This window comes from Sorangium aterium, from assembly GCF_028368935.1.
Classification (GTDB): Bacteria; Myxococcota_A; Polyangia; order Polyangiales; family Polyangiaceae; genus Sorangium; species Sorangium atrum.
The window spans coordinates 529,213-545,084 of sequence record NZ_JAQNDK010000005.1 but is presented as its reverse complement, the minus strand read 5'-3'; the positions used below and the strand labels follow the sequence as shown (position 1 = coordinate 545,084).

At 70.4% G+C, this 15,872-nt stretch carries 11 protein-coding genes; 6 read left to right on the top strand and 5 right to left on the bottom strand.

Annotation, left to right across the window (positions count from 1 at the left end; all coding sequences use genetic code 11):
• Positions 1–10: 10 nt before the first annotated feature.
• From POL72_RS40395 to metG, 3 genes are all read right to left on the bottom strand, one after another.
• Positions 11–2,134: a recombinase family protein gene (locus POL72_RS40395; protein ID WP_272095864.1), complete on the bottom strand. Its 2,124-nt coding sequence runs from the start codon at positions 2,132–2,134 to the stop codon at positions 11–13.
• Complete coding sequence (locus tag POL72_RS52005) at positions 2,131–2,550, bottom strand: DUF5372 family protein (protein ID WP_373372238.1); 420 nt, start codon at positions 2,548–2,550, stop codon at positions 2,131–2,133. Before POL72_RS52005 ends, POL72_RS40395 begins: the two co-directional genes overlap by 4 nt.
• A gap of 1,117 nt (positions 2,551–3,667) precedes the next feature.
• Positions 3,668–5,740, bottom strand: coding sequence for a methionine--tRNA ligase (metG, locus tag POL72_RS40390; RefSeq protein WP_272102184.1), 2,073 nt, complete (start codon positions 5,738–5,740; stop codon positions 3,668–3,670).
• 187 nt (positions 5,741–5,927) lie between these two features.
• Here metG and POL72_RS40385 point away from each other — a divergent pair, with 187 nt between their 5' ends.
• The 3 genes from POL72_RS40385 to POL72_RS40375 all read left to right on the top strand — a co-directional run bounded on the left by POL72_RS40385 (position 5,928) and on the right by POL72_RS40375 (position 8,962).
• Positions 5,928–6,551 (top strand): Dps family protein, encoded by a 624-nt coding sequence (locus POL72_RS40385; RefSeq protein WP_272102183.1) that lies wholly within the window; start codon positions 5,928–5,930, stop codon positions 6,549–6,551.
• A gap of 121 nt (positions 6,552–6,672) precedes the next feature.
• Complete coding sequence (locus POL72_RS40380; protein WP_272102182.1) at positions 6,673–7,962, top strand: phytoene desaturase family protein; 1,290 nt, start codon at positions 6,673–6,675, stop codon at positions 7,960–7,962.
• A 19-nt stretch (positions 7,963–7,981) separates the two neighbouring features.
• A complete protein-coding gene (locus POL72_RS40375) occupies positions 7,982–8,962 on the top strand; it encodes a sigma-70 family RNA polymerase sigma factor (RefSeq protein WP_272102181.1) in 981 nt (326 codons plus the stop codon).
• Positions 8,963–9,144: 182 nt separating this feature from the next.
• On the opposite strand, the gene POL72_RS40370 is transcribed toward POL72_RS40375, so the two are convergent.
• Complete coding sequence (locus POL72_RS40370) at positions 9,145–9,477, bottom strand: polyhydroxyalkanoic acid system family protein (protein WP_272102180.1); 333 nt, start codon at positions 9,475–9,477, stop codon at positions 9,145–9,147.
• Positions 9,478–9,884: 407 nt separating this feature from the next.
• On the opposite strand from POL72_RS40370, the gene rseP reads away from it, so the two are divergent.
• The 3 genes from rseP (at position 9,885) to POL72_RS40355 (ending at position 14,832) form a co-directional block, all read left to right on the top strand.
• Positions 9,885–11,555 (top strand): RIP metalloprotease RseP, encoded by a 1,671-nt coding sequence (gene rseP / locus POL72_RS40365; RefSeq protein WP_272102179.1) that lies wholly within the window; start codon positions 9,885–9,887, stop codon positions 11,553–11,555.
• A complete protein-coding gene (locus tag POL72_RS40360; RefSeq protein ID WP_272102178.1) occupies positions 11,548–13,011 on the top strand; it encodes an RsmB/NOP family class I SAM-dependent RNA methyltransferase in 1,464 nt (487 codons plus the stop codon). The genes rseP and POL72_RS40360 overlap by 8 nt, the downstream gene beginning before the upstream one ends.
• 285 nt (positions 13,012–13,296) lie before the next feature.
• On the top strand, positions 13,297–14,832 hold the full coding sequence (locus POL72_RS40355) for a serine/threonine protein kinase (protein WP_272102177.1): 1,536 nt from the start codon (positions 13,297–13,299) through the stop codon (positions 14,830–14,832).
• A gap of 28 nt (positions 14,833–14,860) precedes the next feature.
• Here POL72_RS40355 and POL72_RS40350 read toward each other — a convergent pair whose 3' ends face one another.
• Entirely contained in the window at positions 14,861–15,820 is a 960-nt protein-coding gene (locus tag POL72_RS40350; protein ID WP_272102176.1) for a PEGA domain-containing protein, read from the bottom strand.
• Between the last annotated feature and the right edge of the window lie 52 nt (positions 15,821–15,872).

Here is a 15,872-nt window from a genome sequence, read left to right as displayed (position 1 = left end):
TCGGGATGCCCTACGCATACTGCTTCTTCTCCTGCACGCGGGTTTGGGAATGTCTTCGCGGTCGCGGGCCGTAGCCGCAGGCCTTGGCCTCGTTCAGACGTTTGATCGTTGCCCGGTCGAGCTTGAACCACAAAGTGCGACCGAGGCCGCCCCCCTCGACGCTTTTCAGCCAGCCTTTTGCGACCCAGTAGCGCACGACGTGCTCGGTGACCTGAAAGCGCGCAGCGACGCCGTGGATGGAATACAGGCCGTCGGCGCGCTGGTCCGGCCGACGTACGGAGGGGGGCGGGAGGCCCGGGCGCCGCAGGCCGCGGCGCCAGCGGATCCAGCGGACAGACATCGCGCTCCACCGCGCGCTGCGTCCCGTGCGCAGGCCGCGACGGTTGAGCTCATCGGCGATCACCCAGTCGGGCTTCTGAGCAAAGACAAGCTCTTGGATAAGCTCGATCGCTTCGGGAGGCGTTGCCACAGCCATGTCCTTGCTGCGTCGCGGAACGGTGAAGTCGCTGACCACGCCCGTCTTCCAGAGCAGTTGCACGCGGGTCATGCGCGCAGGAACCTCGATGGGGCTCAAGGTCACTTGCTGGACGAGCATGCGGAGAAGATTCTTCCGCTCGGCGTGCGTGGTGGATGGCGCGTTCCAGACCTGAGTGAGGTCTCTGGTAAGCGACAAGATGCGGAGACGGTCCTCGTCGGTGATATTGACCTTTTCGCGTCGGCAGATCTCCTGGTGCTCTCGTTCCAACGCCTCGACCTCGCGAAGCTTTTCATTCCAATCGCGTTCAAGCGTGCGCGCGACGACGCGATTGTCCGGGTCGACTGCCTTATACCGACGCTCCGCCAGCCGCGCCTCATACCGCGCCCGCTCCAGTCGCAGCTTCCACTGGCGGTTCACCTCGCTTGACTGTCGCTCTGCTTCGCGGACGACAGCCAGACCAATTTCGATATCAGGCGGATGGGCCGCCTCCAGAAAGAGCCTCGCGACCGCCTCATCGATGGCCCGCGCCGAAACGGTCCAGCACACATGCCGACCGCCGGCATATGTGATCGGGGCTCGGCATTCATAGTGTGCGCGTCGCAGCGTGCCTTGATAATTCGTGGCCATGCGGTGACCACACTTGCCACACAACGCGAGGCCTTGGAGCAAGGCCGGTCCTTCACGAGCGGCCCCGTGCTGATCCGGCGATGTTTGATGGGTCCGGTTGTTATGCAGCTTTCGTTGGTTGGCCATGAATTCCTCCCATGGAATGTAGGCCGGATGGCGATCGCGAATGCATGTCTTCCATGCCTCTTGCGTCAGACGGGTCACGCGGCGGCGACGCAGTTGACCGTCAACAAGGGCGATGCGTTCCTCATGTCGACCAAAGACGTACGCACCGGCGTACGTCGGATTATGAAGCATGCGAAGGATCGTACTATGCCGCGGAGGCACCCAGCTTAGCTCGCGTGTCGCGATGCTGCGCGCCGGCATCTTGAGTCCACGGTCGGCGAAGTACCGCATCACAGCGTAGGCGCTCCCATCGAGGCGGAAGCGTTCGAAGACGAGGCGGACAGCACGCTGGATGTGCTCGTCCGGATCGAATCGGAAGCGGCACGCAGCTTCATCCCATTCATAGCCGGTTGCAGCGTGAAGAAAGAGCTCTCCGCGACGCGCCTTGCTGAGCTTTCCGCCGTGCAGTCGCAAGCGCATCCACATTTGCTCTGCCTCGCTCATCGTACCCTTAAGTCCAAGGAGCAGCCGATCGTTGGAATCGCGTGGAGTGTAGACGCTGTGCTCATCAGCGAGAATCACATCGGCGAAACCGCACAAGTCGAGCAGCCGGTACCAGTCCGCAGAGCAGCGGGCGAGCCGTGAGACTTCCAGCGCGAAAATGGCGCCGATGCGTCCGTGCGCTACATCATCGGCCAGCCGCTGGAAGCCGGTGCGCCACTGGGCGCTTGTGGCGCTCTGACCAACGTCCTCGTCGATCACGTCGATACGGTCGGCAGGCCAGCCAAGCGCGATCGCACGCTGTTGCAGCGCGTATTGCCGGGACGTAGACTCAGGATGCTCGTAGACTTGGCGGAGCGTGGACTGGCGCATGTAGACGATCGCACGACGCTCCAGATGCTGCGGCTGGATCTTGTCGCTCATGGCCGGCCTCGACGGGTGTGGGCTCGACGCGGAGGATCTTGAGGACGAGCGTGGCCCACGCGCCCAGCAGATCTCGCTGCATTGTTGCGGGGAGCGTCGACCACGGAGGGGTCTTCGGCCGATGCATGGGCGGGTTGGCTCGCTTTGGCGGATGCCACTGTCTGTGTATTGGGCTCCTCTCGGTGGAGGTCCAGGGCGGTCCTCACGGCGCGAGCGAGCTCAAGCAAACCGCGAGCATCCAGACGGACTTCGCGGCCGTGCCACCGCGGGGTCACCCCTGGACCAGCTCGATCGGTCCACTCGATGGGAAGCCGGATCGTCCAGCCCTGCGGATGCTCGGCGTCGACGTACCGCCGCCCATCCTGGCCTCGCACGGACGAGACCACAGGAAGCCGCTGTCCCTTCAGAGGGTGGATGGGCAGCGTGACGGTGACGTAGTCCGAAGGGGGTGCTGCACGTGGCGCAGTTTGTCGATGGTGTCGGGATGCCTAGCGGCCGCTTCTTTCCGTCAGCCTTCGGGATGTACCGGCGCAGCACCGCTGCTGGCCGGTACGAGCCTGCCCGCAACGCGACGCGGAGCTCTTCGAGGAAGCGCTCCACGCCGTGCTGCTCGATGTCGGCGAGCGTCTGAGCATCGACGCCCGCCGCACCGCGGTTCCGCTTCACCCGCTTCCACGCTTCCGCGAGGACGTCACACCTCGCGATGCGGTCATACAACGCGTGGAACCGGCGCCCCGGATGCCGCTTGGCCGCGACCCACAGCCGGCGTTGGAGTTGTCGCACTTGGTCCGCGGGCTCGCGCCCGCGGGGGTGGTTGGAACCGGTCCTGCAGGCCATGCCCTCGCGCTTACCTCCTCGACCGACGCGACCACCGCAGGGGCCTCTCCCTCCGACCGCGTTGTTCGTCGCGGCCCTCGACGGTACTACGGCCCCCTCGGACTCCCGCTGCGCAGCGCTCGACTTCACCTTCGGCTTATACGAGCCACCTTGCCGCGACGACGGCGACGCAGACGGGCCTCCCGTGTTCCGCACCTCTCCTTGAACGCGTGCTGCGCCCTGTACCCCGGAGGGACCCGTCGCGCGTTCTGCTCCGGACTGCGGCGCGACGGACGTGGCCTTCGCCGTGGCATGCGCGGCTCGGCTCCCTCGTTGTTTCTCTGTCGAGGCGGCAGGCTTCACTTCATGTTGCGGCCCGCGTTCTTGCTCCCTCCGTGGAGGCTTTCGACGCCCCGCTCGGGCCGCGGGGTCTCCCCCGCCAACCTGGGGCCTGCTACCGGGCGCTCCGGCGCTTACCCGGACGGGACTCTCACCCGCTGGAGACGTGCAGCGTGAGACCGCTCCCTTACCCCGCAAGCGGGGCTCGGGCTCGACCTCGTCACGACGCACCATGCGCCGAGGATACGTGAGCAAGCCGATATCCGGGCGACGATCGACACCCGCTCGTTACCCGCTCGTTATCCGGCAGCTCTCACATCGACGGGGCACTCCTCGCGGGCGGCACGCGACCGCCAGCGACGACCTCCGTGAGTTCCCTCAGTGCACCCGCATCCCCGGCTTCGCCCCCGAGTCCGGCGCCAGGATATGCACCGTCTCGTCCCCCGCCGCGAGCACCATCCCCTCGCTGAGGCCGAACTTCATCTTCCGCGGCGCCAGGTTCGCGCACACGATGACGAGCCTCCCGATGAGGTCTTCCGGCTTGTAATACGCCTTGATCCCGGCGAACACCGTCCTCCGCGCCTCCCCGCCGAGCGAGACGGTCAGCTTGAGCAGCTTCTTCGCCTCAGGCACGTGCTCCGCCGCGACGATGCGCGCGACGCGCAGGTCGACCTTGCTGAAATCGTCGATCGTGCACTCCGGCGCGAGCGGCTCCTTGGCGAGCGCCGCCCCGTCGTCCTCCGCGCCCGCCGTCGCCGGCGCCGCCGCGGCAGGCGCCCCCGCCGTAGCCGCCGCGCCGCCCGGCGCCGCCGCCTCCTCGGCAGGGCGGCCCTCCGCGATCATCTTCTCCACTGCGCCCGGCTCGACCCGCTTCATGAGGTGCTCATACGCGGCCACAGGCGTCCCCACAAGCGGCGTCTTCGCGAGCTCCCACCGGTCCATGGGACACCCGAGCAGCCGCCCGACGTCGTCGGCCAGCTTCGGGAGCACCGGCGCCAGGTAGAGCACGATCTGCCGGAACAGGTTGAGCGCCACGGTGCAAACGGCCTGCACCTCCGCCTTCTTCTCCGGCTGCTTCGCCAGCGCCCACGGCTGCATCCGGTCGACATACTCGTTCGCCCGATCCGCCAGCGCCACGATGCTCCTCGTCGCCCGCGCATAGTCGAACGCCGCGTACGCCGCCCCGATCGCGTCGCCCTCCGCGGCCGCCGCCGCGAACAGCCCCCCGTCCTCCGGGTAGGCCGCCGACAGCCCCGCCTGCGCCACGAAGCGCGACGACCGGCTCGCCAGGTTCACGACCTTGTTCACGAGCTCGGCGTTCACCTTGTTCACGAGCTCTTCCAGGTTCAGATCGATGTCGTCGACCTTCGAGCTCAGCTTGCTCGCGTAGTAATAACGGAGGTACGCCGGGTCGAGGTGCTTCAGGTACGTCGAGGCCAGCACGAAGGTGCCCTTGCTCTTCGACATCTTCTCTCCGTTCACGGTGAGGAACCCGTGCACCTGCACGCGCGACGGCAGCGAGAAGCGCGCGCTCTTCAGCATCGCCGGCCAGAAGAGCGTGTGGAAATACACGATGTCCTTCCCGATGACGTGGACGACCTCCGTCTCCTCGGATCGCCACCAGTCGTCGAACGCCTCGCCTTCCCGGTCGCACCACTCCTTGCTCGCGGCCATGTACCCTATCGGCGCGTCGAACCAGACATACCAGTAGTTCCCTGGAGCGTCGGGGATCTCGAACCCGAAGTACGGCGCGGGGCGCGATACGTCCCAGTCGCGGAGCGGCTCCGACAGGAAGTGCCCCGCGAGGTAGTTCGCGATCTCCTTCGGCATCCGCCCCTCGCCCTGCGTCCAGGTCGACAGGAACGGCCGCTCCGGCTCGATGGCCACCATGAGGTGCTGCGCGCTCCGCACCTCGGGCCGCGCGCCGGTGAGCGCGCTCCTCGGCTCGACCAGATCGGTCGCGGCGTAGGTCGAGCCGCACCGGTCGCAGCTATCGCCGTACTGGTCCGGGGCCGCGCACTTCGGGCAGGTGCCCTTGACGAAGCGATCCGCCAGGAACATGCCCTCCTGCGGATCGAAGAGCTGCGTGACCTCCTTCGTGGTCACCATGCCGCGCTCGCGCAGCGACGCCCAGATCTCCTCGCACAGCGCGCGGTTCGCGGGGGAGTTCGTGCTGCCGTAGTGGTCGAACCGGATCTGGAAGGCCGCGAAATCGCGCTGGTGCGCCGCGCTCATGTCCGCGATGACGTCGGCCTCGCTCCGCCCCTCTTGCCGAGCGCGGATCATGATGGCCGTGCCGTGGGTGTCGTCGGCGCACAGGTAAATGCACCTCCGCCCGGTCATCCGCCAATAACGGGCAAAGATGTCGGTCTGGGTGTACTCGACGAGGTGGCCGATGTGGATGTGCCCGTTGGCGTAGGGCAGCGCGCTGGTGAGCAGGAGCCGTTTCATGCTGCGCTGGACTTTGCACGAAATCCCGGCCGGATGCGAGCCGAGCGGCGCTCCGCGGGGGCCCGCGGGCGCGCCCCCCAGCGGAGCGCCGCGCGAGCCGGCCTGGACACGACAGCGGACGTGCAGCCATGGACGGAGCAGCCTCGGGCTCTAGATACGTAGTGAACCGATCGACGGGGAGGGGCCCATGGCAGTACAGCGGAAGCAACAGAGGAAACAGGGGCGTGGCGGCAAGGAAGGCGGAGCGCGGGCGCTGGAGGCCCAGCCGCTCCTCCGCCAGCGAAGCGAGGAGATCCAGCCTTTCGGGACGGTCGTGGACTATCCCCTGGCGCTCGCCTCGAAGTCGCGCGCGGAGAGCATCCGGGCGCTGAATCAGATCCTGTCGGACACGCTCGTCCTGCGCGACATGTACAAGAAGCACCACTGGCAGGTGTCCGGGGCGACCTTCTTCCAGCTCCACCTGCTCTTCGACAAGCACTTCAAGGAGCAAACCGCGCTGATCGACATGCTCGGCGAGCGCGTCCAGATGCTGGGCGGCGTCTCGATCGCCATGGCGCACGACGTCGCGGAGACGACGAGGATCGAGCGGGCGCCCCGCGGCCGCGAGCAGGTGCCCGCCCAGCTCTCGCGCCTGCTCGACGCGCACGAGGTCATCCTCGCGGAGACGCGCGAGGCGGTGAAGCTCGCCACCGACAACCGCGACGACGGCACCGCCGACCTGCTCATGAGCGACGTCCTCCGCACGAACGAGATGCAGGTGTGGTTCCTGTCCGAGCACCTCGTCGACACGCCGCTCGTCCGCGCCACCTGAGCGCCGGCACGCCGCTTCCCCCTCCCCGCCCAGCCCTCCGGGCGCGCTCCGGAAATTCGACACGGCGCGCGTAACCTTTCCGGCCCTCCGATCGTGGTACCGCCAGGAAAGGGGTTATGTGATGCGTACTACAAAAGACGTGGTGGTGATCGGCGGCGGGCTCGCGGGCCTGGCCGCGGCGGCGTACCTGGGCCGGGCGGGTCGGTCGGTCGCCCTCGTCGAGAAGGCGCACGCGCCGGGCGGCCGCGCCTCCACGCAGGAGAGCCACGGCTTCTCGCTGAACCTCGGCGCCCACGCGCTCTACCGCGGGGGCACGGCGCACGAGGTGCTTCGCGAGCTCGGCGTCCGGTTCACCGGCGCGCCGCCGTCCCAGTCGGGCGCGCTCGCCCTCGACCGCGGCGCCCTTCACACCCTGCCGTCCGGCGCCCTGTCGCTCCTCACGACGGGCCTCTTCCCCCTCGCCGCGAAGGTCGAGATGGGGCGCGTCCTTGGCAGCCTCGCCGCGGCGAACCCCGCGCCGCTCGCGTCGGTCCCGGTCTCGGCCTGGCTCCGTGACGCCTTCCGGACGCCTGAGGTGCGGCGCTTCGTCGGCGCGATCGTCCGGCTGTCGACCTACTGCGCCGACGACGATCGCCAGAGCGCCGGCGCGGCGCTCGCGCAGGTGCAGCTCGCCCTGAGCCACGGCGTGCTCTACCTCGACGGAGGCTGGAGGACCCTCGTCGACGGCCTGCGCGACGCCGCCGTGGCGGCCGGCGTGGAGATCCTCAGCGGCGTGCGCGCGACGCAGATCGCGGCCGAGGGCGGCGCCGTCTCGGCCGTGGAGCTCGCGAATGGCGACCGCCTCGGCGCCGGCGCCGTGCTCATCGCCGCGAGCCCGCGCGCCGTGGCCGCGCTCGTGCCTACCAGCACGGCGCTCGCCGCGCACGCCGAGCGCGCCCTCCCGGTCCGCGCCGCGTGCCTCGACGTCGCCCTGTCGAGGCTCCCCCGCACGCGCCCGGGCTTCGTGCTCGGCATCGATCGCCCGCTCTACCTGTCGGTCCACTCCGACGCCGCGCGCATCGCTCCCGCGGGCGGCGCCGTGATCCACACCGCCCAGTACAGCCCCGAGCTCGCCGGCCGCGACCCCGAGCGCGAGCTCGAGGATCTGCTCGACCGCGCGCAGCCCGGCTACCGCGACGCGATCGTCGAGCGCCGCTTCCTGCCCTCGCTCATCGTCTCCAACGCCGTGGTCACGGCGGACGGCGGCGGCCACGCAGGGCGCCCCGGCGTCCGCGTCCCGGAGCTCGACGGGCTCTTCCTCGCGGGCGACTGGGTCGGGCCGACGGGCATGCTCGCCGACGCGAGCCTCGCCAGCGCGCGGGACGCCGCGAGGGCCATCCTCTCGCGCCGCGCGCTCGACCGCGCGGCGTGACGGGGTTACCCGACGCGTCATGAGCAGCTCCACGGCCTCTCCTGCCCCGAGCGCGGGGCTCGCCGCCCCCGGCTTCGTCGCCGCGAGCTACCGCGAGCACGAGCGCTTCCTCTGGGCCCTCTCCTACCGGCTCACCGGCAGCGCCGCGGACGCAGACGACATCGTGCAGGAGACGTTCGTCCGCGCGCTGGAGCGCCCGCCCGCGCGCACCGGAGAGCCCGTCCGCCCCTGGCTCGCGCGCGTCGCGCTGAACCTCGGCCGCGACGCCCTCCGGCGCCGCAAGCGCCTCGCCTACGACGGACCGTGGCTCCCCTCCCCGATCGAGGCGGAGCCCGAGCCCCCGTCGTTCGAGATCCCCGGCAAGGACGGCACCGAGGGCCGCTACGACCTCCTCGAGAGCGCGTCCTTCGCCTTCCTCATCGCGCTCGAGGCGCTGACCCCGCAGCAGCGCGCGGTGCTCCTGCTCCGCGACGTCTTCGACTACTCGGTGCAGGAGACCGCCGCCGCGCTCGACCTGTCGGAGGCCAGCGTGAAGACGACGCACCACCGCGCCCGCCGCGCCCTCGAGCCGTACGAGCGCGACCGCTGCCGCCCCTCGCCCGAGCTCGTCGAGCGGTCGGGCGCTGCGCTCGTGCGCTTCCTGCAGACCCTGGCGACGCAGGACGTCGCCGCGATCGAGGCGCTCCTGAGCGAGGGCGTCCGGGTCATCAACGATGCGAACGGCGAGTTCAAGGCGGCGCGCCGGATCGTCGTCGGCCCGAACCGGGTCGCGCGGTTCTACATCGGCCTGCTGAGGATCGACGGCCCCGGAGCGCTCCGCCACGAGCTGCGCCTCATCAACGGCCTCCCCGCGGTCGTCATCGAGCGCAGGAGCACCGTGGAGAAGCTGGCGCCGCGGTTCGTCATGCGCTGCGAGATCGACGCGAGCGGCCTCATCACGGTGATCCACTCCGTGCTGGCCTCGCGCAAGCTGACGGCCGTGAAGGCGCTCGCTCCGTGAGTCCAACGACGGGGGAGCGCGACGACGAGGCCGGCAGGGTGAGCAGCGAGGAGACAGCCCCCTGCCGGCCGAGCACTGGAGTGAGTCGTGTCGCGGGGCGTACTTCGGCCGGCGAAGTAGATACTGTCGGAGCAACATAGCGCCGTCTGGCGCTCATGTCCATAGCGGAACAGCCCGCTCGCTCAGGTAGCTTTGCCGCCTCCCTGGGCCCGTTCGCGGTGCGCCTCTTCGATGAAGTGACGAACCTCCTTGTCGATGGCGGCGATCGCCACCCCCTTGAAGGGGCGCATCAGGAGAGGCACGTCGAGATCCACGTCCACGGCGCCGGGGCGGAGCTCCATGCTGCCTTTGAGCTTGACGCCCTTCACCGAGAAACCGAGCTCGGCGCGCCGCGGATCGCGCCACACGAGGAAAGGCTCGTACTCGGCGTACCGCTCTCGGTACTGCGCGATCGCTCGTTCGGTGGCCAGCTTTGCCTCGCTGTCGCTCAGGTCGTGCTCAATCGTGTGCTTCATGATGGGACCTCGCAGTTCGTATCAGGGCACATCGCGAGAATCGGCCAGGGGACCGTCCGCCGTGAGGCGTCGCTCGCGGGCGCGGCGCCCGGCCGAGTTCCATCGGTGAGATATCACGGATGCGCGGGGCACGCGGCCCTCCGGCGCTCGTCAGCACCGCGCATCGCGCGCCCGCGCTCTGTGACATTTCGCCACGCGGCGGGACTGCGGGTGTTCGTGGGCGGCCGACCCGGGCCATCGCCGTGAAGGCACCTCACGCCGGAGGGCGCCTTTCCACGGACCGGACGGCGTACCTGTGCCGGAGGCCTGCGCCGGAGGCCGCCCTTCGCGCGGAGGCGTCGCGGCCCCGCGCCCCCTCAGTGGCCAGTGGTCACCGAGCCCGGCCTCGCGTAAAGACAACCGCCGCCGTGGACCTCCTGTATTTCGCGCTGCTCTGCTCCGTGCTCATCTTCGTGCACGAGCTCGGCCACTTCGTGTGCGCGAAGATCTTCGGCGTGAAGGTCCTCACCTTCTCGATCGGCTTCGGCCCCCGGGTGCTGCGCCTGCGGGGCCGGGAGACGGAGTACTGCGTCGCGCTCCTGCCCCTCGGCGGCTTCGTGAAGATGCTCGAGGAGAACCGGCAGGAGGCCGTGCTCCCCGAGGATCGCAAGCGCACCTTCGAGTCCCAGGCGCTCTGGAAGCGCGTGATCATCGTCATGGCCGGCCCGGCGATGAACGTGCTCTTCCCGGTGCTGCTCTACTTCGCCGTCTTCATCGGGGAGACCCGCTTCGTCCCGCCGACGGTCGGCGTGGTCCTGCCGGGGCACCCGGCCGAGGGCCGGCTGATCCCGGGCGATCGCATCCTCGAGGTGGACGGCGAGCGCGTCAGCACCTTCGCCGAGCTGCACCGGATCGTGACGAAGAGCCCCAACCAGGAGCTCCGGCTCAAGGTGTTCCGCAACAAGGAGCACGTCGAGGTCACGGTCGTCCCCGAGGAGAAGGTCGTCCAGAAGCCGCTCGAGATCGTGGACCGGGTGGGCGAGATCGGCGTCCGGCCGAGCCGCCCCGCCGCCGTGGTGGGCGTCTCGCGGCCCGACTCGCCCGCGTTCCGGGCCGGGCTGCGCACGTTCGACGTCGTGACGGAGGTGCGCGGCACGCCCGTGAAGACGTTCGCCGACCTGGAGATCGCGCTCGAGGAGAGCCGCGGCGCCACGGTGCCGGTCACGTACCTGCGGCCGGTCACGGTGCCGCGCGCGCTCGGCGGCCTGGCCGAGCTCGCCGTCTACGAGTCGGGCGTGGCCGCGCTGACGCCGGAGAGCGGCCACGGCGATCTGCTCGCGCGGACCGGCATCGAGCCGGCCGACCTCTACGTCGCCGAGGTCCCCGAGGGCTCGGCCGAGTGGGACGCCGAGCTCCGGCCGGGCGATCGCATCACGGAGGTCGACGGCGTCGAGGTCACCGCCTGGTCGACGTTCGTCGAGCGGCTCTTCGCGGCCCCGGATAGATCGCACGTCATCACGTGGCAGCGCTCGGGCCAGCGCAAGAGCGGCACCATCGAGCTCCGCCGCGAGGACTGGATCGACGAGTACGGCCAGCACCGCCCGCGCTTCTACCTGCGCGCGTCGAACTGGTCGCCGATGGTGGCCGAGCCGTTCGTCGACAGCCCGTCGGCCTTCCAGTTCGCCCTGGAGAGCGCGGTCGACGAGACGTACGACGTCATCCGGTTCATCGTGGTCGGGATCGTCCGCATCATGGAGGGCAAGGTCAGCATCTCCACCCTGGGCGGCCCCATCACGGTGTACGACGTGATCGGCGAGGAGGGCGCGAAGGGGGTCAGCTACTTCGTCTGGGCGATGGCGGTCATCTCGATCAACCTCGGGCTCATCAACCTGCTGCCCATCCCGGTGCTCGACGGCGGCCACCTCCTGTTCTTCACGTTCGAGGCCGTGCTGCGGCGCCCGCTGCCGCTGCGCGTCCGTGAGATCGCGAGCCTGGTCGGGCTCGTGGTGCTCATCGGCCTGATGGGCATCGCCTTCAAGAACGACGTCGAGCGCCGCTGGGACGTGATCCAGGGGCAATTCAAGGAGCTCGTTGGCTGACCGGGACCAAGGTGACGGGGGCCGCGGCGCGGCGCGCCCGCCGCACCCGACCGAGAGCGGGCCGCGCGCGGTCGCGGCGCGCGTGCTCGCGCGGGTGTGGGGCTCGGAGGCCTTCGCCTCGGCGGCCCTCGACGCCGAGCTGCGCCGCGCGCAGGCGCTGGACCCGCGGGACGTCGGCCTCGCGACGGAGCTCGTCTACGGCGTCCTGCGCGCGCAGGCGGCGCTCGAGGCGCGCATCGCCGAGTTCGCCGCGAAGAGCCGCTGGACGACCGACCCGCTGGTGCGCGCCCACGTGCTGATGGGGGCGTACTCGCTCTGCTTCCTCGATCGCGTCCCCTCGTTCGCCGCGGTCTCGGAGGCGGTGGACGGCGCCCAGGCGGCCGGCGGGCCGCGGGTCGGCGCGTTCGCGAACGCCGTGCTGCGCCGGCTCGCGGCGGCCGTGGAGTCCGGCGGTCGCCCGCCGCTCGCGAGCGCGGTGGTCGCCTCCGCGCCGGGGTGGCTGCGGGGCGCCCTGCGCCGCTCGCTCGGCCGGGCCGCGGCCGAGGCGTTCCTGTCGGCCGGCCCGGTGCCGCCGCCGACCGGCCTCTGCGTCGCCCCCGGCGAGGACCGCGGCGCGTGGATCGAGACACTGCGAGCCGCCGCGCCCACCGCGACGTTCGAGGCGGGGTGCGTCTCGCCGGCCGCGATCGTCGCGCGGGGCGCAGGCGATCTCCGGCGGCTCCCGGGCTTCGGCGCCGCGTGGATCGGCCAGGAAGAGGGCGCGCAGGCGCTCGCCTTCGCGCTCGGCGCGCGGCCCGGCGAGGCCGTGCTCGACGCCTGCTCCGGCCGGGGCAACAAGTCGTGGCTCCTGTCGCGCGCGGTGCTGCCCGGCGGCGCGGTGGACGCGGCGGATCTGTACCCTGCGAAGCTCTCGCAGCTCCGCGCGGCGCTGGGCGCGCCTCCCGTGAGCGCGGAGGGCGCAGGCGCGGAGGCCGGCGGTGCGCAGGGCGGCGCGCTCGGGCGGGCTGCGGCCTCCGTGCGCGAGACCTACGCCGTCGACTGGACGGTGGGCGCGGGCGACGTCCCCGAGGGCTACGACCGGGTGCTCGTCGACGCCCCATGCTCCGGGGTGGGCACGCTGCGGCGGCGCCCGGAGATCGCGCTCCGGCGCGAGGCGGACGATCTCCCGCGCCTGGCCGACCTCCAGGTCGCGATCGCGCGCCGCGCCGCGACCCGCGCCCGGGACGGCGGCCGGCTCGTGTTCGCTGTGTGCAGCGTGCTGCGCGAGGAGTGCGAGGCCGTCGCGGCGCGGCTCGCGGCCCCGGCGGACGACGGCCTCGGCGTCCGGCTGGAGCCGGCGCCGTTCGACGCGGAGCTCGCGCGGGAGCTCGCGGGCGGCGGCGACGCGTTCCGGCTGCTGCCGCACGTGCACGGCACAGACGGGTATTTCGCCGCGATGTTCGTCGTGCGGCGGTGACGACGCGCGATGGCGCGTGACGACGCGCCCGTCCGCCGTCCTTGTACGATGGTAGGCGGATAAGAGCAGCTTGACTTCCGGACAGCGTTTGGACTTGCTAACGGCGTTTTGGCGGCAGCTGCCCATCCGCGAAGCGCCGCCGCCAGCTGTCGGCGAATGTAAGGAGGTGGGGTCATTGGTGCGATAGCCGCAATTTGTCTCCGCGGTGTTTCTTATCGCTAGGCACTCGCCTCGTGTCGCCGCACACTCGTACGGTCAGGGCACTTAACAAACCTTCTGAGTAGCGTGAATCCTGCGCCGAACCTCCTGCCCAACACCCCGGCCGAGCTCGGGCCCGGGTCCGTGTTGGGTCGTTACGAGCTGCTGCTGCCGATCGCGGCAGGCGGCATGGCCATGGTGTGGGCGGCGCGGCTGAAGGGAACGCGCGGCTTCCAGAAGATCGTCGCAGTAAAGACGATGCTGCCGACGCTGTCCGAGGACGACCAGTTCGAGCGCATGTTCCTCTCGGAGGCGTCGCTCGCGTCGCAGATCCGCCACCCGAACGCCGTCGAGATCCTCGATCTCGGCGAGCAGGACGGCGTGCTGTTCCTGGCGATGGAGTGGATCGACGGCATTCCGCTCAACCAGGTGATGAAGGTCGCGAAGCGGCAGAACGGCATGCCGATCCCGATCGCGGTGCGCATCGTGGCGCAGGCCTGCGCCGGCCTGCACGCCGCGCACGAGCTCAAGGACAAGAGCGGCAAGCTCGTCGGCCTTGTGCACCGCGACATCTCCCCGCAGAACATCCTGGTCACGTACAACGGCCTGGCCAAGGTGGTGGACTTCGGCGTGGCCAAGGCCACGGCGCTCAACGACAGCACGACGCAGGCCGGCCAGCTCAAGGGCAAGGTGAGCTACATGGCGCCGGAGCAGGTGCGCGGCGACGCGATCGACCGGCGCGTCGACGTGTTCGCGATGGGCATCGTGCTCTACACGCTCACCACCGGCAAACACCCGTTCCGCAGGGAATCCGAGGGCGCGACGCTGTTCGCCATCTCGTCGACGGACCCGGTGGAGGCGCCGCACGAGTTCCAGGCCGACTACCCGGCGTCGCTCGAGGACGTGCTGATGCGCGCGCTCGAAAAGGAGCGCGACGAGCGCTACGCCACGGCCAACGAGCTGATGCGAGCGCTCGACAAGGCGCTGCCGCCGAGCCAGCGAGCCACCGACGAGGACGTCGCCAATTTCGTCCGCGAGCTGTTCGAGGACCAGCAGGAGCAGACGCGCGCGGCCCTCACCGAAGCGCTGGAGCGCGCCGACCGCAATCAGCTGAGCAACAACTCCGGCGTCTCCGACGTGACCGGCCGGAGCCCCTCGTCGGTGAGCGCCTTCAGGACCGTCAACCTCCGCGGCGCAGCCCCGGGCGTGGCAGGAAAGATCACGCTCGACGACGAGATCCCGCCGTTCGCGCGCTCCAGGAGCCGCGCGCTGCCCGCCGTCGTGATCCTCGGTCTCCTCGCCGCCGGCGTGCTCGCCGTGCTGCTCCGGAGCGGCGACGCACCAGCCCCGCTTCCTTCGGGCGCCGCGCCCGCCGCCCCGGCGTCCGCCGCGCCGGCGCCCGCGCCTCCCAAGGCGGAGGCGCACCCTGCGACCGAGCCGGGCGAGCCCTCTGCCTCCGTCTCGGCCAGCGCTGCGCCGGCCCCGGCGCTGACGCCGCTCCCGGCGTCACCCGCGCGCCCGGCGCCCCGCCGTCCGACCAAGCCCGCCGAGCAGACCAGCTCGCCGAGCCCGACGCCAGCCCCCGCGACGCCGAAGTCGTGGAAGCATGATCCGGGGTTCTAGCGCCCCGCTCTCGACGAGCTCGACTCCCTCAGAATGTCCCTGAGAGACTCGCGCCTATCTCGGATCCGCCCGCGACGGGCACGAGCTCGAGCGAGGTTTTCTCGGGCTGCTTTGGCTTCCTGTTCTGAAGAAGCAAGATTGCGGTCGCCGTGCCGACCGCGACGACGCCGACGCCGAGCGCCACCTGCGCGCCATAATGATAGAATTTGAGGTCGTCGTAACGCGACTGCATGGACGGAGGGCATGACTTGCCGGCCGGACCGCAGGCGTCTTCCAGATCCTGGAGCGCTCCCTGGCGGAGCCCGAACAGCACCCCCGAGCCGATCAGGCTCGCGGCGCCGACGCCCCCGATGACGTACGGCACCACCTTGGAAGGCGGCCTCTCCCGCAGGGCGCCCGCCTGGATCAGCAGCTCTTGCGGCAGCGCTTCGAGCGTCACCTCGACGCGCGTCACCCCCTCCTCCTTCAGCTCCACCGTCTGTTGGAACGGCCTGTAATTGGGAGCCTTCGCGGTGAGCGCGTGAGGCCCGGGATCGAGCGGCACCTCGACGCCGATGGACGTCCCGCCGAGGGCGATGCCATCGAGCGCAATGGCCGCGGAGGCCGCCCCCTTGCCGCGCACGATGACGAGCTTCGGGATCCGGGCGCGCAGCCGGCCGATCGACTGATCGACCTCGGCCCGAAACTCGGGCCCGACGACGTCGGCCTCGGCGAGCGCCAGCTCGTAGCCACCGAGCGCGGCCACGAGCCGCCCCAGATTCTCCTCGCACACGGCGATGTGGAAGCGAACCTGCGGCGTCATCCGCACCTGGCCGACCTCTCGAAAGCGCTGCAGGGCCGCGGCCCAGTTGCCTGCTTGCTCGAGCTCGGTCGCCTGCTGAAACTGCGCGCGGGCTTGCTTGAGCTCGTCGGTGTCCTGGGCGAGCGCGGGCGCCTCGAGCAGGAGCAGCACCGCTGCGACGCGGAGAATTCGCGGGAAATTCCTCATGCGGCGCTTGCCATGGTGACTTGACGCCTCCTCTCCTGTCAACGTGGCGGCG